Consider the following 20690-nt stretch of genomic DNA (forward strand, 5'->3'; position numbering starts at 1 on the left):
CCTCTGTGTAGAATTGCCTATTCGCCGACCTCCGCGCCCGGCGTGCCCAGTGTGTGCATCAGGTATTGCTGGGCGCTGAACGGCGTTTGCTTGCCGCGCGGCTTGCGGCGTGCGTAATGACCGGTCGGCTCCAGTTCCCATGCATTTGTATTATCCTTCAAATACGGATTCAAGCCCTCGGCGATCACACGCCGTTTCAGCGCCCGGTCAAGCACGGGGAACGCCACTTCCACACGGCGGAACAGGTTGCGGCTCATCCAGTCGGCGCTGGCCAGGTACACATCGTGCGCCAGGTCGTTGCGGAAGTAATAGATGCGGCTGTGTTCGAGGAAGCGGCCGATCACGGAGCGCACCTTGATGTTTTCCGACAGGCCAGGCACGCCCGGCTTCAGGGTGCAGGCGCCGCGCACGATCAGGTCGATCTTCACGCCATCGGTCGAGGCCGCATACAGGGCGCGGATCACGGATTCGTCGACCAGCGCGTTGACTTTCACGATAATGCGCCCGCGCCGGCCGGATCTGGCGATCTTCGCCTCGTTGCGGATGGCCTTGATGATCTCGCTTTGCAGGCCGAACGGCGCCAGCCACAAGTGGTTCAGGTTGTGCGGCTTGGTCAGGCTGGTCAGGTGGATGAAGACTTCATTGACTTCGACGGCCAGGTCCTGGTTGGCCGTCAGCAAACCGAAGTCCGTGTACAGCTTGGTCGTTGTCGGGTGATAGTTGCCGGTGCCCAAGTGGGCGTAGAAGCGCAGCGCGCCTTCTTCGCGGCGGATGACGAGCGCTACCTTGGCATGGGTTTTCAATCCCACGACGCCGTACACGACCTGTGCGCCCGCCTGTTCCAGTTTGTCGGCCCAGTTGATATTGGCCTCTTCGTCGAAACGCGCCATCAATTCCACGATGACGGTCACTTCCTTGCCCATCTTCGCCGCCGTGATCAGCGACTCCATCAGGTCCGAGTTCATGCCCGTGCGGTAGATCGTCTGCTTGATGGCGACGACGGACGGATCGTAGGCGGCGCTGCGGATGAAGTCGATCACCGTCTGGAACGACTGGTAGGGGTGGTGCAGCAGGATGTCGTGCTTGCTCAGCGCGGCAAAGATGTCGTTGCCGATGGCTTTATGCGCGAGGCCGGGGAAGAACGGCGGGAAGCGCAGCTCGGGCTGCTTGACGTGGTCGATCATTTCCGACAGGCGCACCAGATTGACGGGGCCGTTGACGCGGTACAGCCGGCTTTGATCCAGGCTGAACTGGTCGAGCAGGAATTGCGACAATTCTGGCGGGCAATTGCGCGCCACTTCCAGGCGCACCGAGGTGCCGAACTGGCGGCCGACCAGCTCGCCTTTCAGGGCCTGGCGCAGATTCTTGACTTCATCCTCGTCCACCCACAGGTCGCTGTCGCGCGTGACGCGGAACTGCGAATAGGCAATCACTTCGCGCCCGGCGAACAGGTCCGAGATGTGCGCATGGATGACGGACGACAATAAACAGAAGGACACGCCATCGCCGGAAATCTCGTCCGGCAGCTTGATGACGCGCGGCAAGACGCGTGGCGCCTTGACGATGGCGATCGCCGTGCCGCGGCCGAACGCGTCCTTGCCGCTCAGCGAAACGATGAAATTGAGACTTTTATTGACTACTTGCGGGAACGGGTGGGCCGGGTCGAGGCCGATGGGCGTCAGCAGGGGGCGTACTTCGCGGTCGAAATACTGCTTGACCCACGCGCGCTGCGCCTCGTTGCGGTCGCTGTCGCGCAGCAAATGCACGCCCGCTTCGCGCAGGGCCGGCAAGACTTCGCTATTTAATATCTCGTACTGGCGTTCCACCAACGCATGGCATTCCTTGCCGATGCGCTCCAGGTTGGCCGCCAGGGCAGGGTGGCCGGCCAGCGAACCGCCGATGCTGCCGGCCGCCAGCAGGCTGGCCACGCGCACTTCGAAGAACTCATCCATATTGCTGCTGACGATGCACAGGTAGCGCAGGCGCTCAAGCAGCGGAATGTTCGGGTCTTCCGCCTGGGCCATCACGCGCCGGTTGAAAGTCAGTTGCGACAGCTCGCGGTCAAGCAGGATGCCCGATTTGGTCACTTCCGTGTGCAGTTCAGGTTTCATATTCTTTTGTCTTTGCAGATAGTTAATTCTAGCCGTATTTCATCATGTATGACGCGTTGTGAGTGTAATCATGAAATATGACGTAAGCGTGACATAAGCTGTCATAAAGCGTCGCCGGTCCTGTCATTTTTCGCGCCGAAAATGGCAATTCCCCGGGCGTAGGCAATTATTTCAGGATTTTTTGGCCATGTCATAAAGCTGTCATATTCGCTTGCTAGACTGCGCAGCATTCAACCGGGACTTTGAGCCCCAACAACCCTGAGGACTTGATATGCAAATGAAGCAAATGTTCAAATTTATCGTCGTGGGTGCTTCGGCAGCGATGGCATTTTCTTCCGCTTCCGTCATGGCGGCAGATATGACAGGTGCTGGTGCAACCTTCCCGTACCCGATCTACGCCAAATGGGCTGAGACGTACAAAGCCAACACGGGCAACGGCCTGAACTACCAGTCCGTCGGTTCCGGCGCTGGTATCAAGCAAATCAAGGCCAAGACTGTTGAATTCGGCGCTTCGGACATGCCTTTGAAGGCGGAAGAGCTGGAAGAAGCGGGCCTGATGCAGTTCCCGGCCATCATGGGCGGCGTGGTCACCATCGTCAACCTGGACGGCGTAACCCCAGGCCAGCTGAAAATGACGGGTAAAGTCGTTGCCGACATCTACCTGGGCAAGATCACAAAGTGGAGCGCGCCTGAAATCGCCGCCCTGAACAGTGGCGTCAAGCTGCCGGACACGGAAATCACCGTGGTGCACCGCGCCGACGGTTCGGGCACGTCGTTCCTGTTCACCGACTTCCTGTCGAAAACCAACCCGGAATTCAAATCGAAAATCGGCGCTGGCTCGGCTGTGAAATGGGCCGTGGGCGTGGGCGGCAAGGGTAACGAAGGCGTCGCCGCCAACGTGCAGCGTATCAAGGGCTCGATCGGCTACGTCGAGTGGGCTTACGCCAAGAAAAACAAGATGTCGCACACCCAGCTGCAAAACAAGGACGGCAACTTCCTGCAGCCTGACGACGAAAACTTCAAGGCAGCAGCCGCTTCGGCACCTTGGACGCAAACCCCAGGCTTCGGCGTGGTCCTGACCGACCAGGCTGGCAAGAACAGCTGGCCTATCACGGGCGTGTCGTTCATCCTGATGCACAAAGTCCAGGCTGACGCAGCCAAGGCCAAAGAAGTCCTGAAATTCTTCGACTGGGCCTACAAGAACGGCGGCGCCGCTGCCGTTGAACTGGACTACGTGCCGATGCCGGCATCGGTCGTGAAACTGGTGCAGGAATCGTGGAAAGCCAACCTGAAAGATGCATCGGGCAAAGCCATCTATTAATTCGATAGCTTGACCAGATAAGTACCTGACATCCTTGCCCCGCCAGCAGCACGGCGGGGCAGGGAGTTAGCCAGGACCGCCCGCAAGCCCTTGCAGGCGTTCCCGGCTAAAAGAGCACGATAAAAATAGCAGTACCTGCAGTACCACCCATATGGCACACTATGAGCGCACAATCTACCTCCTCCACGATCCCCATGCCAGGCGGCACCATGACCGATTCCATCAGTCACGCGCAAATGCTTTCCACCATGCGCAAGCAGCGCTTCCAGGATTTCATGTTCCACAAGGTGACGATGCTGTTCGCCCTGTCGGTGCTGATCGTCCTGGTCGGCATCATCATTTCGCTGATCATGGAATCGATACCGGCCTTCAAGACCTTCGGCCTGCATTTCATCGTGTCCGCGGAATGGGACCCCGTCAATGACCAGTACGGCGCCCTGATCCCCATCATCGGCACCCTGGTGACGTCGGTCATCGCCTTGCTGATCGCCTTTCCCGTCAGCTTCGGCATTGCCCTGTTTCTCACGGAAATCTGCCCGGCCTGGCTGCGCCGCCCGCTGGGCACGGCTGTCGAGCTGCTGGCCGGCGTGCCATCGATCATCTACGGCATCTGGGGCCTGTTCGTGTTTGCGCCCCTGTTTGCCGACCACGTCCAGCCCATCCTGAAAGCTACCCTCGGCAACGTGCCTGTCATCGGCCAGCTGTTCAGCGGCCCCATGATGGGCATCGGCCTGCTGACGGCCGGCCTGGTGCTGGCCATCATGATCATCCCCTTCATCGCTTCCGTGATGCGCGACGTGTTCGAGATCGTTCCTGCCGTGCTGAAGGAATCCGCATACGGCCTGGGCTGCACGCGCTGGGAAGTGGTGCGCAAGATTGTCTTGCCATACACCAAGACCGGCGTCGTCGGCGGCGTCATGCTGGGCCTGGGCCGCGCGCTGGGCGAGACCATGGCCGTGACCTTCGTCATCGGTAACGCGAATAAACTGTCGTGGTCGCTGTTTGCCGCCGGTAACAGCATCACCTCCTTGCTGGCGAACGAGTTCGGCGAAGCGCAATCGGCGCTGCACGTGTCCTCGCTGTTCTCGCTGGCCCTGATCCTGTTCGTCATCACCTTTATCGTCTTATCCGCCGCCAAGCTGATGCTGGCTGGCATGTCCCGCAAGGAAGGCACGAAATGAGCCAAGTAAGCACTCTCGACGCTCCGGCCAAGCCGGCCATGAATCCCGTCTACCGCAAGCGCCTGCTGATGCACCGTGTCGGCATCGCCCTGTCGGTGGCCGCCATGGCCCTGGGCCTGGCCGTGCTCGTGTGGATTCTGTTCACCCTGGTGATCAAGGGTTTCGGCGCGCTGTCCATCGACCTGTTCACGCAAACGACGCCGGCTCCCGGCAGCGAAGGCGGCGGCTTGATCAATGCCATCGTCGGCAGCGCCCTGATGGTGGGCCTGGCCACCGTCGTCAGCACCCCGATCGGCATCCTGGCCGGCATCTACCTGGCCGAATACGGCGAAGAAAACAAGCTGGCGCAAGTGACGCGTTTTGTGACGGACATCATGCTGTCGGCGCCATCGATCGTCATCGGCCTGTTCGTGTATGCGCTGTACGTGGCCCACGTGAAACACTTCTCCGGTTACGCGGGCGCCATCGCGCTGTCGCTGATCGCCGTGCCTGTGGTTGTGCGCACGACGGATAATATGCTGCGCTTGGTACCGAACAGCCTGCTGGAAGCCGCGTTTGCCCTGGGCGCGCCGCGCTGGAAAGTCGCCACCCTCGTGCGCTTGCGCGCCGTGAAAGCTGGCGTGATCACCGGCGTACTGCTGGCATTGGCCCGCATCGCCGGCGAAACGGCGCCGCTGCTGTTCACGGCCCTGAATAACCAGTTCCAAAGCTTCAACATGAATGCGCCGATGGCCAACTTGCCGTCCGTCATCGCATCGTTTGCGATGAGCCCGTACGACAACTGGCGCTCGCTGGCCTGGGGCGGCGCACTGCTGATCACCTTCAGCGTGCTGGCCTTGAATATCCTGTCGCGCACCGTGTTCAGCCAAAAAGTCCCTAATTAAACAGATACCGAGCGAAGCGAACCCATATGAATACGCAAATGAATCCAGCACAAGACCTGGCACCAAAGAAAAAAACCATCGAGATTTCGGGCCTGAACTTTTTTTACGGCAAAACGCAAAGCTTGCATAACGTCAACCTGGACATCCACGAGAAGAAGGTCACGGCCTTCATCGGCCCGTCCGGTTGCGGCAAGTCGACCCTGCTGCGTACGCTGAACCGCATGTATGACCTGTACCCGGGCCAGCGCGCGGAAGGCTCGATCCTGTACCGCGGCCGCAACGTGCTCGACGCGGACCAGGACGTCAACATGCTGCGCGCCAAGGTCGGCATGGTGTTCCAGAAGCCGACGCCGTTCCCCATGTCCGTCTACGACAACATCGCCTTCGGCGTGCGCCTGTATGAAGACCTGTCGAAGGGCGAGATGGACGAGCGCGTCGAGTGGGCCCTGAAAAAGGCGGCGCTGTGGGGCGAAGTCAAGGACAAGCTGACCAAGAGCGGCCTGTCGCTGTCGGGCGGCCAGCAGCAGCGCTTGTGCATCGCGCGCGGCGTGGCCGTCAAGCCTGACGTCTTGCTGCTCGATGAGCCGACCTCGGCGCTGGACCCGATCTCGACCTCGAAGGTGGAAGAACTGATCAGCGAACTGAAACAGGATTACACGATCGCCATCGTGACGCACAATATGCAACAGGCGGCGCGCTGCTCCGACTACACGGCCTATATGTATTTGGGCGAGCTGGTGGAATTCGGCGAAACGGACCAGATCTTCATGAATCCGGCCCGCAAGGAAACGCAGGATTACATCACGGGCCGCTTCGGCTGATCCGCCCCGCGCATACACAACAACTGAATACGGAGAGACAGCATGATAGGCGAACATTCATCCAAGCAATACGACAACGAACTCGAAGCGATCCGCTCGAAAGTGCTGCTGATGGGCGGCATCGTTGAAACCCAGTTCCTCGACGCGATGACGTGTTTCCGCATCGGCAATGCCGAGCGCGCGGATCGCGTGATGCGCGAGGACGACGTCGTCAACCAGCTCGAAGTGTCGCTCGACGACGCGTGCAGCCACTTGATCGTGCGCCGCCAGCCGGCCGCCAACGACTTGCGCACCATCATGGCCACCATCAAGGTGATTACCGACCTCGAGCGCGTAGGCGACGAGGCGACCAAAATCGCCCGCGTGGCGAAGAATCTGCACAAGCGCGGCAACGGCGTCGTCAATCACTACGAGATGGTGCGCGGCATTGCCAATACGGCCACCGACATGCTGCACGACGCGCTCGACGCATTCGCGCGCAACGATGGCAAACAGGCATTACAATTAATTGCACAAGATGCCATCATCGACCATGAGTTTCGGTCTATCATGCGCAACCTGATTACCTTTATGATGGAAGACCCGCGTACGATCTCGGCGGCGCTCGACACCCTGTGGGTGGCCAAGGCCATCGAACGGATCGGCGACCATGCGAAAAACATCGCCGAATACGTGATTTACGTGGTTGAAGGCAAGGACATCCGCCACACCAAGGTGGCTGCTCCCGCCATTTCCGAGGAGCTCCCTGAGTAAGCTTTATGGCATCTGATAAAACCACGGTATTGATTGTTGAAGATGAGCCGGCCATCGTTGAACTGGTGACCTATTCGCTGCGCGAATCCGGCTGGAATTGCTGTTCCGTACAAAACGTCGCCGATGCCTGGGAATTCATCCAGCACCGCACGCCGCACCTGATCCTGCTGGACTGGATGTTGCCGGATCAAACAGGCTTGCGCCTGCTGTCGCGCATCCGCGCCGACCGCAATTTCGCCGCCATCCCCGTCATCATGCTCACCGCCAAGAGCATGGAAGAAGACAAGCTGGCCGGCCTGAACAGCGGGGCCGACGATTACGTCACCAAGCCGTTCTCGCCGCGCGAACTGCTGGCCCGTGCCAAGGCTCTCTTGCGACGCAAGAGTCCGGAACACGCGCAGGCGCCCATGCGCGCCGGCAACGTGGCCCTGGACCCCGTCAGCTGCACGGTGATGATGGATGAACAGAAGATCGATATCGGCCACGCCGAATACAAGTTGCTGAAATTCCTGCTGGCCCATCCGGAGCGCGTGTTTTCGCGCAGCCAGCTGCTCGACAAGGTGTGGGGCGACCATGTGGTGATCGAGGAACGCACGGTCGATGTCCACGTATTGCGCTTGCGCAAAGCCTTGAAAGAGGCGGAAAGCCTGATCAAGACGGTGCGCAGCGTCGGCTACATGTTGTCTGAAAAGTAAAGCTTGACTCTATGAATCCGAAATTGCTGTTCTGGGTACCGGCCGCCTTGCGCATGGTGCTGGCGCTGCTGGGCGTGGCCGTCGTCTGGTATCTGTTTGGCGCCACGTATGCGCTGGGCATCGCCTTCGTGCTGATGGCCATGATGGTGTTCGTACAGCTGTCGTATCTGTTCCAGCTGAGTAACTGGCTGGACAATCCGCAAAGCGCCAAGCTGCCCGACGGCTGGGGCGCCTGGACCAGCATTTTCGCGCGCCTGTACCGCATGCGCCGCGACGACGAGAAAAACCAGGCCGAGCTGACGGAATGGCTGGCGCGTTTCCGCCAGGCCATGCACCTGCTGCCCGACGGCGTCGTCATCATGGACGACGTGCTGTTCCTCGAATGGTGCAACCCGGCCGCCGAGAAACACCTGGGTCTCACGCACGAGCGCGACAAGGGCATGCGCGTGACCAACCTGATCCGCAGCCCCGAGTTCATGGATTACATCATCCTGGGCCGCTACGACCAGCCGCTGACGATCACCTTCCGCAACCGCAAGCTGATCGTGCAAATCATTCCATTCGAGAACCGCCGCCAGATCCTCGTCACGCACGATGTGACGGAGACGGAACGCATCGAAATGATGCGTCGCGACTTCATCGCCAACGCGTCGCACGAATTGCGCACGCCACTCACAGTCATCGTCGGCTTCCTGGAAATCGCTTCCGCCGAGCTGGATCTGGACGCCACCACGCGCGCCTCCCACCTCAAGCTGATGACGGAGCAGGGGCACCGCATGCAGCATCTGATCGAGGACATGCTGACATTGTCGCGCCTGGAGTCGGTCGACTACCCGCTGCGCCCCGAGCCCGTGGATATCAAGAAACTGATGCAGCAAGTCTTGCGCGACGCCAAGGGCTTGTCAGCCGGCAAGCATGAAGTGACCATGGAATGCGACGGCCCTGACGTGCTGGGCAGCTATGACGAGCTGTACAGCGCCTTCGGCAACCTGGCGTCGAACGCCGTGCGCTACACGCCGGCCGGCGGCACCATCACCTTGCGCTGGCAGGATGGCCCGGCGGGACCGCAATTCATTGCGCAAGATACGGGCATCGGCATCAGCCAGGAGCATATTTCGCGCCTGACGGAACGTTTCTACCGCGTCGACAAGAGCCGTTCGCGCGAAACCCAGGGCACGGGCCTGGGCCTGGCCATCGTCAAGCACGTGCTGCTGCGCCATGGCGGTACGCTGGCTATCCAGTCCGTGGCCGACAAGGGCAGCAGCTTCATCGTCAGCATGCCCAAGTCCGTCGTCACGCCGCTGCAGGGCGAACTGCTGGTCAAGTAAGCGAGGGAAGGGGAGGACTTCTTCCCTGTTTCCTCTGCGACTAGTGCAAGGTTGGCATAAGTCGTTACAATCAGGCCATGACTTTAATCAACACCTCTTTTCGCCACGCCGGCGCGCAACAACTGGCCCAGTCGCTGCAGGCTGCGCGCCACGCTACTTTATCGCTGTTCGACTGTTACGTTACTGCCGGCCTGGACGTGGTGGCCGGCATGCCCCGTCATCCGCGCCTCAATCCGCCCTTGTGGCAACTCGCACAGATCGCCTGGTTTGCCGAATGGTACATCCTGCGCGAAGCCGCTTCCAGCCATCCGGCCGACGCCATTTATAACTCGCTACTGACGCGCGGCGACGACTTGTTCGACGCCAACATGGTGGCGCACCGTACGCGCTGGAAGCTGGAATTGCCCAGTCCGGGCGCCGTGAAGACGTATTGCCGCGAAGTGCTCGACCGGGTGCTCGATAAACTGTCGCGCGAAGCCAATGTCGACAGCGCCCTGGCGCCGTACCGTCTGGCCTTGGTGCACGAAGACTTGTGTGGCGAGGAAATGCTGGCCGGCCTGCAATGGCTGGGCCTGGAAGCGCCGGAATCGCTGGCTGCCAGCCCGGCTTTGCCACCAGGCGCGGGCGAGATCGCTTTTCCAGGTGGCACCATCGAACTGGGCTCGCCGCGCGGGGCCGGGTTTGCCTTCGACAATGAATCGCCGCCTTATGCCTGCTACGTGCCGCCGTTTTCCATCGATGCCTGCGCCGTATCGAACGCCCAGTTTGCCGATTTTGTCGCCGACGGCGGCTACCAGAACCGCCAGTTCTGGAGCGCGGCCGGCAGCGCCTGGCTGATGCAGCAGGAGCGCTCGTCGCCACTGTACTGGCTGCGCGAAGCAACGCAGTGGCGCACCATGCGTTTCGGTCAGCGCACGACCTTGCCGCCGAATGAAGCCGTGCGCCACATCAACCTGTATGAAGCGCAGGCGTACTGCGCCTGGGCGGGGCGCCGCCTGGCGACCGAGGCGGAATGGGAGTATGCTGCGCTGTCCGGCCACCCGCGCTTCCACTGGGGCCAGGTGTGGGAGTGGACGGCGACGCCGTTCGAACCGTATCCGGGCTTTGCGGTCGATGCCTGGCGCGAATATTCGGCGCCGTATTTCATGCAGCACCAGGTGCTGCGCGGCGCCGCCTTCGCCACGCCGCCGCGCCTGCATTCGCCCCGCATGCGCGCTTTCCACGCGCCCGAACGGGGCGACGTCTTTGCCGGCCTGCGCACTTGCGCCTGGTAACGGCGCAGAGAGTAGCAACCATTTCAGGAATTCTTTTGAGTACAGATAACGCCCCGCAGTTCATTCCCAAACGCATCACGCCCACGCCGGAGCAGGTCGCCATCCAGACGGCGCAAAAGAAGGTGGTCTTGATCGACGCCAATGCCGGCGCGGCCAAGACGACGACCCTGGCCCTGCGCCTGGCCGAAGCGCTGCACCGGGGACGCGCGCCCGAACGCATGCTGGCCCTCGTCTTCACGGAAGCGGCGCGCGTGGCCCTGCGCCAGCGCCTGCTGGAAGTGGGTGTGCCGCTCGGTGTCGTCAAGCGCCTGACGGTCGACACCTTCGACGCCTTTGCCGCCAAGGTGCTGTTGCAGCTGGAAAACATGCAGGTGGCAGCCATGCGCAGCGATGAAGAGCTGCGCCCGATTGCCTGGGAAGCGCTGGAAGTCGTGTCGGAAAAATATGCTCACCGCTATCCGCTGGAAATCAACACGACGAACGGGGCCATCGCCGAATTCTTGAAATTGCAGCTGCGCACCAAGGCGCGCCTCGATTTCCAGAATCCTGACTTCGAGAGCAATTCCCTGGACGACAACCTGGAGCTGCTGGGCATGTCGCGCACGCATTACCTGTGGCTGCGCGAATATGAAGGCTTGCGCGGCGCCGACACGGGCGACATCCAGTTCCGCGCACCGTTCGACGCCACCTACGACCTCGTGCGCATGCTCGACGGCGACGAGCCGCTGCGCCAGCAATTGCCGGCCTTCCAGATCATCGTGGCCGATGAATTGCACGATTTGAATGAAGCGTCGTTCCGCCTGTTGACCATGCTGATACGCCGCGGCAACGCGTTTTTCTGCGGCGCCGGCGACAAGGATCAAGTCATTTACACGTGGTCGGGCGCCGACCACCGCTTCCTGCGCCAGCGCTTCGAGCAGGAATTCCCCACCTTGCAGCGCTTGCCATTGACGGCATCCTACCGCTACGGCCCGCAATTGGCGCAGGCCGTGGGCGTGCTGAAAAACAAGGCCAGCGTGTCGGCTCTCACGCGCGCCACCCACATCGAGCTGCTCGAATATGACCACGCGCAGCCGCAGGCGTGCAGCGCCCAGCTGATCGCCGCGCTCGAACACGCGCATGCGGGCACGACGGCCATTTTGCTGCGCGACCGCGACCAGGCCATCCGCGTGGAAACGGCGCTGTTCCAGAGCGGCATCGCGTATGGCCTGGTGGACATGAACAGCTATCTGCTGAGCCTGGAAGTGCTGATGCTGCGCGGCATGGTTGCCATCGCCCGCAAGGATTTGCATGCGATCAAGAGCGGCCCGCGCCGCGGCGAGATCCTCGAAGCCCTGGTGGCGTTCGCGGAAATCCCGTTTACACGCGCGGAGCTGCAGCAAGCCAAGGCCGACGTGGCCAACTATCCCGACTTGCTGGAAGGCTTCTTGACGAACCAGCTGGCCAAGTCGCAGAACCAGGACAAGGCGGCGCTGACCCTGGCCGCCGTCGATTATCTGCGTGCGCTGCCTCCCGATGCGCTGGCGGGTGACGCGCTGCAGCACATCTTTGGCTTGATGCAGCTGGAACAGACGGCGCGCCGCATCTACGTCGATCCGGCCCAGGCGCGGGTTGTCGCCCGCTCCCTGCACGGTTTTATCGCCGTGTGCAGCGAAGCGGGCGTGGCGCTGGGCGGCTTTGCCGGCTGGCTGGGCGAGATGGAAGAGGCCGTGACGGTCTCGACCGGCAAGGCCAAGCTGGTCATCGCCTGCATCGACCAGATCAAGGGCCTCGAATACAACCATGTGATCTTGCCCTACCTGGCCGTCGACGAATTCCCGCGCAGCAAGACCGACCCGCTGGAAGAGGAAAACCGTTTCTATGTGGCCGCCACGCGCGCGCGCGACAGGCTCACCTTGCTCACGCCGGAGGATCCCGCCTACCGGAGCCGTTACATCGCCGCCCTGCAGCTGAAACAGAAGATTATTGCCTCAAAGTCATAGATCTTTTGCCGTGTGGCCGCTTTTTGCGAAAGACGAAAGCGGGCATACTGGACTGGTGTGATTGACAGCAATCTAACCAGACAGGAGTGAAGCATGAAGATTTTCTTGACAGGCGCGGCAGGTTTCATCGGCAGTTCCATCGCGGCGGGCCTCGTGAGCGCCGGCCACCAGGTGACGGGCCTCGTGCGCAAGCCAGAGCAGGTGGCCGAGCTGGCCACCATCGGTGTGTTGGGCGTGCACGGCGATTTGAACGACCGCGCATTGCTCATCGAGCAGGCGAAGGCGGCGGACGCCGTCATCAATGCGGCCAGCAGCGACCACCGGGGCGCCGTCGAGGCGATCCTTGAAGCGCTGGCCGGCACCAACAAGGTGTTTCTGCACACGAGCGGCTCGTCCATCGTGGGCGATGCGTCGGGCGGCGAGGGTACGGAACAGATTTACTTTGAAGACAAGCTGCCGGCACCGACGGCTGACAAGGCGGCCCGGGTCGCCATCGATGACCTGGTGCTGGCCAGCGCAGGCAAGGGCGTGCGCGCGAGCGTGCTGTGCAACACCCTGATCTACGGCCACGGCGCCTTGCCGCGCGACAGCGTGCAATTGCCCCGCTTATTGAAACAGGCGCGCAAGAGCGGCATCGTGCGCCACGTGGGGCCGGGCCGCAATAGTTGGTCCAACGTGCACGTCGACGATGTCGTCAGCCTGTATCTGCTGGCGCTGGAAAAGTCGCCGGCCGGCACGTTTTACTTCGTTGAATCGGGCGAAGCGGCTTTCCGCGACATGACGGCCGCCATCGCCACCGCACTGGACCTGGGACCTGCGCAGGACTGGCCGCTGCCGGAAGCGATTGCCGAATGGGGCTACGAGATGGCTTCCTACGGCCTCGGCTCCAACAGCCGCGTGCGCGGCGAGCGTGCACGCAAGCTGCTGGGCTGGCAGCCGCAGGGTCCGTCCGTGCTGGAGTGGATCGAGAACGATATGCTTAAGCCGCCGCACGCCACCGCCGGTTGATGCAGCTCAGCAAAACCGCACCAGTGTGCGCTAGCGAACGGTGCTGTTTTGCGATCGGGAGTATGATGGCTTTGCTTGGTTGAGACGCACTGCCGTGAAGTTGGCGGCATGTTCGATCTTCCAGCAGGTCAGCCGGTCGCCTCAAGGATCGGCACCAGATTTCCGCCGCCGGCGCCGTTTGCGCTCTGCTGCTGTGCACTGCCACTCCAGGTCGCGGTGTGTGCTGCGAACCCCTTCAAGGCCGGCCTAGCCGGTCTTTTTTTTGCCTGTTTTTTGTCTGTTGTTTCTGCCGTTGCGCCATTCACCGCCACCTGTCCGCCATTCGCCGAAGCGCTGTTTTCGCGCGCCCGAAATCCGCGTATCTTTACGATCAACCAACTTCAAGGGGTGACCGTGAAACCTGAACCAGCGTATTACCGCCGTACCCAGCTGCTGTGGGGCGTGCTGCTGATCGCCATCGGCGCCATCATCCTGCTGGACCGGCTCGATGTGATCTATCTCCATGACTACTATGCACTATGGCATTATTGGCCAGTGATACTGGCCGTCTTCGGCCTCAACAAGCTGCTCACGCCCGTGTCCGCCAAGCAGGTGCTGAGCGGCCTGTGGCTGATCTTCTTCGCCGCCTGGTGGTATGTGTCGTATGAAGAACTGTGGAACTTGAATTTCTACAATAGCTGGCCAGCCTTGCTGATCGCCTGGGGCGTGGGCCTCGTGCTCGAACCGCTGTTGAACAAACATTTTATTGCCTACCAGGAGTCCGAGCATGAAAAATAGACCGCCGCTGCACTCGCCATCGCAGATCGTGCTGGGCGTCATCGTCATCGGCCTGGGGCTGCTGTTCCTGCTCGATAACCTCGGCTTCATCAATGTGCGCTATACCTTCCGTTTCTGGCCGACCATCCTCATCATTTTCGGCTTGCTGAAAATATCGCAAAGCCATTCCCGCTCCGGCTACATCGTCGGCGGCGTGATGGTCTTGCTGGGCCTGAGCTGGACCTTGAAAGCCATGGGATTGTTCTACATCAACTGGAGCATGCTGTGGCCGCTGCTCATCATTGCCGCCGGCGTGGCCGTCGTGTCGAAATCCCTGCCCGGCGGGCGGCAGCGCCAGCGCCGCCGGCACTTTGAGGCACCGCCCGATGCCAGCGCCGCGCCTGACGCATTCGGCCAGGCCAGGAATGGCGCCGTATCCCTGGACAAGGAACCGGCCGATGCCACTGCAGCGCCCGGCGCCGGCAGCCAGGCGGACGACGACAGCATCATCGAAGTGACGGCCATCCTGGGCGGCTATGTGCGGCGCGTGTCGTCGCAGCGCTTCAGGGGCGGCGATATCAACGTCATCATGGCCGGCTGCGAAATCGACTTGCGCCAGGCATCGATCGAAGGCGAAGCCGTGCTCAACGTATTTGCCCTGTGCGGCGGCGTCACCATCAAGATCCCGCCCGACTGGAGCGTGGTCCTGCAGGGCACGCCCATCCTTGGCGGCTTCGAAGAAAAGACCATCGTGCCGCCGAACCAGAACAAGCGTTTGTACGTGACGGGCTACGCCATCATGGGCGGCCTGGAAATCCGCAACTAGGCGCGCATGTCCGGACCCTTGTCGAAGCGGCGCGGCGCCGTGGTGGTGTTCCTGGTCTGCATCGCGCTGGGCCTGGCCCTGGCCTCCATCTTGGCCAGGGTGGCGCACGCGCCTTGGCTCAATGCGATGCTGCTGGTGGTACCCGCCACGCTCGTGTATGCGATCGGCTCGGGGTTTTCCGCGTTTTATTTGTGCCGCGCCTATCCCTTGCACGCCCGCCATCCGTTCGCCATTGCCAGCGTGATGGGCGTGGCGGCCCTGTTCGCGGGCTTGCTGTGGGCGACCCTGCTGCAATTTTTGAACAGCGTCAGCCTGTTGACGGAACAGCACTGGCTGGGCGTGAACCTGACGCCATCGCTGCTGGCCCTGTTCTTCGGCCTGGGCGCGCTGCTGTATTGCCTGGCCGCCGCCGTGCATTATCTGCTGCTCGAATTCGTGCGCGCCAGGATGGCCGAGCAGCGGGGCCTGGAAGCGCAGCTGATGGCGCAGGAAGCGCAACTGCGCATGCTGCGCACGCAGATCGATCCGCATTTCCTGTTCAACAGTCTGAACTCCATCAGCGCCCTGACGTCTATCGATGCGGCGGGCGCGCGCCAGATGACGGTGCAACTGGCCAGTTTCTTTCGCCAGAGCCTGAGCCTGGAAGCGCACAAGCACATCACCGTGCAAGAGGAACTCGTGCTGATCCGCCACTTTCTCGCCATCGAACAAGTGCGTTTCGGCGCGCGCCTGCAGGTGGCGGAAAGCATCGACACTGCCGCGCTGGCGTGTCTGTTGCCGCCCATGCTGATACAGCCGCTCGTGGAAAATGCCGTCAAGCATGGTATCTGCGGCTTGACGGAGGGCGGCCTGATCGCCATCGAGGTCCGGCGCGCAGGCAGCTTGCTGCAGATCGCCGTGCGCAATCCCGTCGATGCGGATCAGGGGCCGGCGCGCGGCAACGGCGTGGGCCTGGAGAATGTGCGCCAGCGCCTGGCCGGTGCGTATGGCCACGAAGCGGGCGTGCATTGGGCGCGGCGCGGCGCGGCGTTTGAAGTAACGCTATCGATGCCGGCACAGACCGGCGACACGGAGGAAGCATGATGCAGGCAAGAATGCGGGTGGCCATCGTCGATGACGAATTACTGGCGCGCAGCGTGCTGCGCGAATACCTGGCACGCCATGACGATATCGAGATCGTCGCCGAGTGCGCCAACGGCTTTGACGCCGTCAAGGCCATCGCGGAACTGGAACCGGAGCTGGTGTTCCTCGACATCCAGATGCCGCGCCTGGACGGTTTTGAAGTGGCCGAATTGATCGGCGCGAAGACAAAGTTGATCTTTGTCACGGCCTACGACCAGTACGCCTTGAAAGCGTTCGAATGCCATGCCCTCGACTATCTGTTGAAACCGTTCAGTGAACAGCGCTTCGACCAGGCGCTGGCCCATGCGCGCGCCAACCGCAGCACGCCGGCCGCGTCCACTGCTGTGCAAACGCTGGCGCGCGAGGCGGCCACGCGCGCCGCGCCCCTCGACCGCGTGCTGATCCGCGACGGCGCCAAGGTCCACGTCATCGCCAGCGCGCGCATCGACTACATCGAGGCGCAGGACGATTACATCAGCATCCGTTCCGAAGGCAAGTCCTATCTGAAAAGCCAGCGACTGTCGGAGCTGGAAACCCAGCTCGATCCCGCCAAGTTCCTGCGCGTGCACAGGTCGTATCTGCTCAATATCGACGGCATCCGCCGCATCGAGGCGGCAACGAAAGACAGCCACGTGGCCATCCTGCGCGATGACACGCGCATTCCCGTGAGCAAGGCGGGCTACCAGAAGCTGAAGTTACTGGTTGGCTAGCTGCACATCCCACCACGTGGGCAAGAGTTGCCGGATTTCCGGGCGCGAAAAACGGTCGTCGATCAGGTAGACGACGCCCTTGTCCGACTGCGTGCGGATCACCCTGCCGGCAGCCTGCACCACCTTCTGCATGCCCGGATACAGATACGTGTAGTCGTAGCCTGCGCCGAAGATGTCGCCCATGCGCTGGCGGATCTGCTCGTTGACGGGATTGATCTGCGGCAAACCCAGGGTGGCGATGAAGGCGCCGATCAGGCGTGCGCCGGGCAAGTCGATGCCTTCGCCGAACGCGCCGCCGAGCACGGCAAAGCCGATGCCGCGCGTGTCCAGGCCGAAACGTCCGAGGAATTGTGCGCGGGCACTGTCATCCATGCGGCGCGGCTGTTGCCACAGGGGCACGTCCGGATAATGCTGGGCGAACAAGTGGGCCGTCTTTTCCATGTAGTCGAAGCTGCTGAAGAAGGCCAGGTAGTTGCCCGGCGTTTCCGCGTATTGCTTCGCCATCAGCTGGGCGATGGGCAGCAAGGAGGCGGCGCGGTGCTGGTAGCGCGTGGAAATCGTGTCGGCCACGCGCACGGACAATTGTTCCGCCTGGAATGGCGATTCCACGTCGACCCAGGCCGTGTCGGCCGGCATGCCCAGGGTGTCGCTGTAGTAATTCCACGGACTCAGGGTGGCGGAAAACAGGGCCGTGCTGTGACTGGCCGCGAAGCGTTCCTTGAGAAACGGTGCCGGCACGATGTTGCGGATGCAGACGGTGGAGCCAGTGTCTGTTTTGCTGACGTCGAACAGCGAATGCTCGCCGAAACTTTCCGCCAGGCGGTTGATCAGCAGCACGTCAAAGTAAAAGCGCTGCAAGTCCTCGTCCAGGGCCGTAGCGTGTTCGGCCATGTAGTCGCCGATGGCCGTGGCCACGCCTTGCAGGGCGCCAAAGAATTTGTCGGGCAAGGCCGCATGCACGTGGTAATCGCCATCCTGCTCTTTCAACAAAGCCGTCCACTGGCGCGAGAGGCGGTCGAGCGGTTTTTTCAACGCTTCGGGAGCGAACTTGCGCAGCATCTTCAGGTCGATCTGCGCCAGCTCGGCCGAATACATGCTGCGCGCGCGCGACACCATATTGTGCGCCTCGTCGACCAGCACATTGACTTTCCAGTCGTGGACCAGGGTCATGCCGTACAGCATGGCGCTGAGGTCGAAATAGTAATTGTAGTCGCCGATGACGACGTCGCTCCAGCGCGCCAGCTCCATGCCCAGGTAGTAGGGGCAAATACCTTGCTGCAAGGCGACGGCGCGCACGGCTTCCTTGTCGAGGATCAAACCGCTGGCCAGGGCCACCTCGCGCGCCAGTGGCAGGCGGTCGTAGAAACCCTTGGCCAGCGGGCACGATTCGCCATGGCAGGCTTTGTCAGGATGTTCGCAGGCGCTGGTCTTGGCGCTCAATTCCAGCACGCGCAAGGGCAGCAGCGGGGCGCTATCCTTGAGGATGGCGCAGGCGTCGAGCGCCATCTGGCGGCCGGGTACCTTGGCGGCCAGAAAAAACAGTTTATCGAGGCCATGCGCGGCCGTCGCTTTCAACATGGGGAACAGGCTGCCCACCGTCTTGCCGATGCCGGTCGGCGCCTGCGCCAGCAAGCCGCAGCCGCGGCTGCTGGCCTTGTACATGGCTTCGGCCAGCTGGCGCTGGCCCGGGCGAAAGTCCGCATGGGGAAAGGCCATGGCCGTGAGTTGTGCGTCGCGGCTGGCGCGGTGCGCCATTTCCTGCTCGGCCCAGTCGAGGAACAGCGCGCAATGCTGTTCGAAGAAGGTGCGCAGCGCCTCGGCCGTGCACTCCTCGTGCATGACGGTTTCCTTCTGGCTCACGATATCGAAATACACGAGCGCCACGCGCAGCATCGGCAAGTTCAGTTGCTGGCACAGCAAGTGGCCGTAGATGCGCGCCTGCGCCCAGTGCAACTGGCGATGGTTGGCGGGCATGGCGTCCAGTTCGCCCCGGAAGGTCTTGATCTCTTCCAGCTGGCGCCGCGTCGGGTCGTAGCCATCGGCGCGTCCCCGCACGTGCAGGGGGCCGAAGTCGCCGGAAAGACTAATTTCACGCTGGTAATCATCGTCGCGCCGGCTCGTGACGGTGGCGTGGCCGGCCATGCCTTCCTGCGCCGTGGGCGACGGTGTGAAACGCAGGTCCAGGTCGCCTACCTTGGCCGTGAATTCGCACAGCGCGCGCACGGCGATGGTGTAAGTGTTGCTGCTCATGCTGCCGCCTGCCATTGCAGGTAGCACACGCTGACGGGCATGGCGTGCTCGGCGCAATACGCGATCCAGCGCAGCTGGTTGTCTTGCAGGCGGTCGCCCGGACCCTTGACCTCGATCATGCGGTAGCGCTGTTCGGCCGGCCAGAACTGGATCAGGTCGGGAAAGCCGCTGCGGTTGCTTTTAATGTCGAGCAAGATGCGCTCGAACGCCTTTTTCAAGTGCGCGGCCGGGATGCAGGCCAGCGCCAGGTCCAGCAAGCCGTCGTCCAGCACGTCCCAGCTGACGAAGGGCGAAACGATGCCGTGCTTGGCGGCAAGCGTGGCGCGGATGGCCGCGTGGTAGCTGCCGTCGCCCAGTTGCGCCAGGCAGGCGGCAAAGTCCTTGCTGCGGCGCTGGTAAAAATCGGCGCTGTGCAAGTCGGCCGGGCCACGGTGGAACGGGTGGAAGAAGGCGCCCGGCATGGGCTTGAAGATGGCGGGCCAGCACAGCAGGCCGAACAGCGAGTTGATCAGGGTGTTTTCCACGTAATACACGGGCGCATCCTCCCGCATCAGGTGTTGCTGCACCACGCCTTCCACGTAGCATGCTTGTTCAGGATAGGGCAGCAGCAGGTCGATGCGTTCCACGGCGGCGGCCGCGCTGGCAGCCTGTTTGGCATGACCCAGCTTGCGCCGCAAACGGGGCGCCATGCGCAGCAGCAATTGCTGTTCCGCCTCGCTTTCCGGCGCGGCCAGGGCGATCGTCAAGCGTTCGTAGGCCGCTTGCGGCTGCTCGTCTTTTTCCAGCACGCGGATGGCGCGGCCCCGCGCGCCCGGATAGCGGCAATCGGCGTAGGCACGGTAGGCGGCCGGCCAGTCCTGGCATTTTTCCAGGTGCTGGGCGATCTGGAAGCGCAGCTTGTCGCGCCGGCTGGCCAGCCAGGTATTGTCCTCGGACAAGGGCAGCGCAGCCAGTTCCTGCAGCACCTCGTCGGCCGGCGCGCTGTCGTTGTAGCGTTCGCGGCACTGGTGCAGCACTTCATAGTGCTCGATATCCTGGCGCGTGCGAAAGCCGCGCGACTGCGGCGAGAATTCCACTTTTTCATACTGGTACACGCCGAGGTCGGACAGCACGAATTCCGACCAGTCCTGGTGATAGTTGCCAAAGTAAATCAGGCGCAGGCGGTCGCACAGCACTTGCAAGCCGATGCGGTACAGCACGTCGGTGCAGGCTGGATGCCAAGCGGAAAACGGTTTACTTTCCCCATGCTGCTCGCGCAAGGCGTCCAGCTGCTCGGCCTTGCGCGCCGCTTTCAGCGGGGCGGCGAGGGCGAAGGCCTGGACGATTTCTGCTTTCAGCAGCAGTTCGAACAGTTCATCGAGCGAGATCGCTGGATCAGCCTCGACCCAGCCCGTGGCCAGCAAGGGCAGGGCGGCCGCGCGCGCGTCGCCGATTTCCGGGTAATTGAGCTTGCTGGCGCGAAATAGGCAGCCCTTGCGCATGACGAGGCGCACGAACAGGGCGCGCGACGGCTGCGGCAGTGCGCTGAAGGCGGCGATGAACTGCGTTTCTTCAACGCTCAGCAGATCGGCGTAACGCGCGCTGATCCAGTTCAGCACGTCCTGGAAATTATCCAGATAGTACAGGGGATTTTCCAGGACTCTCAACATGGGGGGCAATAGGGCAAGG

At 62.1% G+C, this 20690-nt stretch carries 17 protein-coding genes; 14 read left to right on the forward strand and 3 right to left on the reverse strand.

Going from position 1 to position 20690, the window contains the following annotated elements:
* Positions 1-17 precede the first annotated feature (17 nt).
* Positions 18-2111 carry a polyphosphate kinase 1 gene (gene ppk1 / locus OPV09_RS11090; RefSeq protein WP_034755061.1) on the reverse strand — a complete coding sequence of 698 codons (2094 nt, stop codon included), beginning with the start codon at positions 2109-2111 and terminating at the stop codon, positions 18-20.
* 271 nt (positions 2112-2382) lie between these two features.
* Between ppk1 and pstS the strand changes: the two genes are divergently transcribed.
* The 14 genes from pstS to OPV09_RS11160 all read left to right on the forward strand — a co-directional run bounded on the left by pstS (position 2383) and on the right by OPV09_RS11160 (position 16772).
* On the forward strand, positions 2383-3432 hold the full coding sequence (gene pstS / locus OPV09_RS11095; protein ID WP_034755063.1) for a phosphate ABC transporter substrate-binding protein PstS: 1050 nt from the start codon (positions 2383-2385) through the stop codon (positions 3430-3432).
* A 209-nt stretch (positions 3433-3641) separates the two neighbouring features.
* Positions 3642-4613: a phosphate ABC transporter permease subunit PstC gene (gene pstC, locus OPV09_RS11100; RefSeq protein ID WP_235194289.1), complete on the forward strand. Its 972-nt coding sequence runs from the start codon at positions 3642-3644 to the stop codon at positions 4611-4613.
* Positions 4610-5497: a phosphate ABC transporter permease PstA gene (gene pstA, locus OPV09_RS11105; protein ID WP_034755067.1), complete on the forward strand. Its 888-nt coding sequence runs from the start codon at positions 4610-4612 to the stop codon at positions 5495-5497. Before pstC ends, pstA begins: the two co-directional genes overlap by 4 nt.
* Positions 5498-5535: 38 nt before the next feature.
* A complete protein-coding gene (pstB, locus tag OPV09_RS11110) occupies positions 5536-6318 on the forward strand; it encodes a phosphate ABC transporter ATP-binding protein PstB (RefSeq protein ID WP_373631409.1) in 783 nt (260 codons plus the stop codon).
* Positions 6319-6360: 42 nt separating this feature from the next.
* Positions 6361-7071 carry a phosphate signaling complex protein PhoU gene (phoU, locus tag OPV09_RS11115; protein WP_034755071.1) on the forward strand — a complete coding sequence of 237 codons (711 nt, stop codon included), beginning with the start codon at positions 6361-6363 and terminating at the stop codon, positions 7069-7071.
* 5 nt (positions 7072-7076) lie between these two features.
* Complete coding sequence (locus OPV09_RS11120; protein ID WP_034755074.1) at positions 7077-7766, forward strand: response regulator; 690 nt, start codon at positions 7077-7079, stop codon at positions 7764-7766.
* A gap of 11 nt (positions 7767-7777) precedes the next feature.
* Positions 7778-9094 carry a phosphate regulon sensor histidine kinase PhoR gene (phoR, locus tag OPV09_RS11125; RefSeq protein WP_034755076.1) on the forward strand — a complete coding sequence of 439 codons (1317 nt, stop codon included), beginning with the start codon at positions 7778-7780 and terminating at the stop codon, positions 9092-9094.
* Between the two features lie 77 nt (positions 9095-9171).
* Positions 9172-10368: a selenoneine synthase SenA gene (senA, locus tag OPV09_RS11130; protein WP_338681679.1), complete on the forward strand. Its 1197-nt coding sequence runs from the start codon at positions 9172-9174 to the stop codon at positions 10366-10368.
* A 35-nt stretch (positions 10369-10403) separates the two neighbouring features.
* Positions 10404-12350, forward strand: a complete 1947-nt coding sequence (locus OPV09_RS11135) for an ATP-dependent helicase (protein WP_338681681.1) — start codon at positions 10404-10406, stop codon at positions 12348-12350.
* 93 nt (positions 12351-12443) lie between these two features.
* On the forward strand, positions 12444-13358 hold the full coding sequence (locus OPV09_RS11140; protein ID WP_219329802.1) for an NAD-dependent epimerase/dehydratase family protein: 915 nt from the start codon (positions 12444-12446) through the stop codon (positions 13356-13358).
* A 393-nt stretch (positions 13359-13751) separates the two neighbouring features.
* Positions 13752-14135 (forward strand): LiaF transmembrane domain-containing protein, encoded by a 384-nt coding sequence (locus OPV09_RS11145; protein WP_223278947.1) that lies wholly within the window; start codon positions 13752-13754, stop codon positions 14133-14135.
* Entirely contained in the window at positions 14125-14940 is an 816-nt protein-coding gene (locus OPV09_RS11150; protein WP_338681685.1) for a LiaI-LiaF-like domain-containing protein, read from the forward strand. The genes OPV09_RS11145 and OPV09_RS11150 overlap by 11 nt, the downstream gene beginning before the upstream one ends.
* Before the next feature lie 6 nt (positions 14941-14946).
* A complete protein-coding gene (locus OPV09_RS11155; protein ID WP_070304186.1) occupies positions 14947-16023 on the forward strand; it encodes a sensor histidine kinase in 1077 nt (358 codons plus the stop codon).
* Positions 16024-16034: 11 nt separating this feature from the next.
* Complete coding sequence (locus tag OPV09_RS11160) at positions 16035-16772, forward strand: LytR/AlgR family response regulator transcription factor (RefSeq protein WP_034755089.1); 738 nt, start codon at positions 16035-16037, stop codon at positions 16770-16772.
* Here OPV09_RS11160 and OPV09_RS11165 read toward each other — a convergent pair.
* Entirely contained in the window at positions 16758-19022 is a 2265-nt protein-coding gene (locus OPV09_RS11165) for an ATP-dependent DNA helicase (protein WP_338681687.1), read from the reverse strand. The two genes, OPV09_RS11160 and OPV09_RS11165, sit on opposite strands and share 15 nt — an antisense overlap.
* The gene (locus OPV09_RS11170) at positions 19019-20671 is read right to left on the reverse strand and encodes a VRR-NUC domain-containing protein (RefSeq protein ID WP_338681689.1); all 1653 of its coding nucleotides are present in this window, start codon (positions 20669-20671) and stop codon (positions 19019-19021) included. Before OPV09_RS11170 ends, OPV09_RS11165 begins: the two co-directional genes overlap by 4 nt.
* Positions 20672-20690 lie beyond the last annotated feature (19 nt).

The organism is Janthinobacterium sp. TB1-E2 (assembly GCF_036885605.1).
Taxonomy (GTDB): domain Bacteria; phylum Pseudomonadota; class Gammaproteobacteria; order Burkholderiales; family Burkholderiaceae_D; genus Janthinobacterium; species Janthinobacterium aestuarii.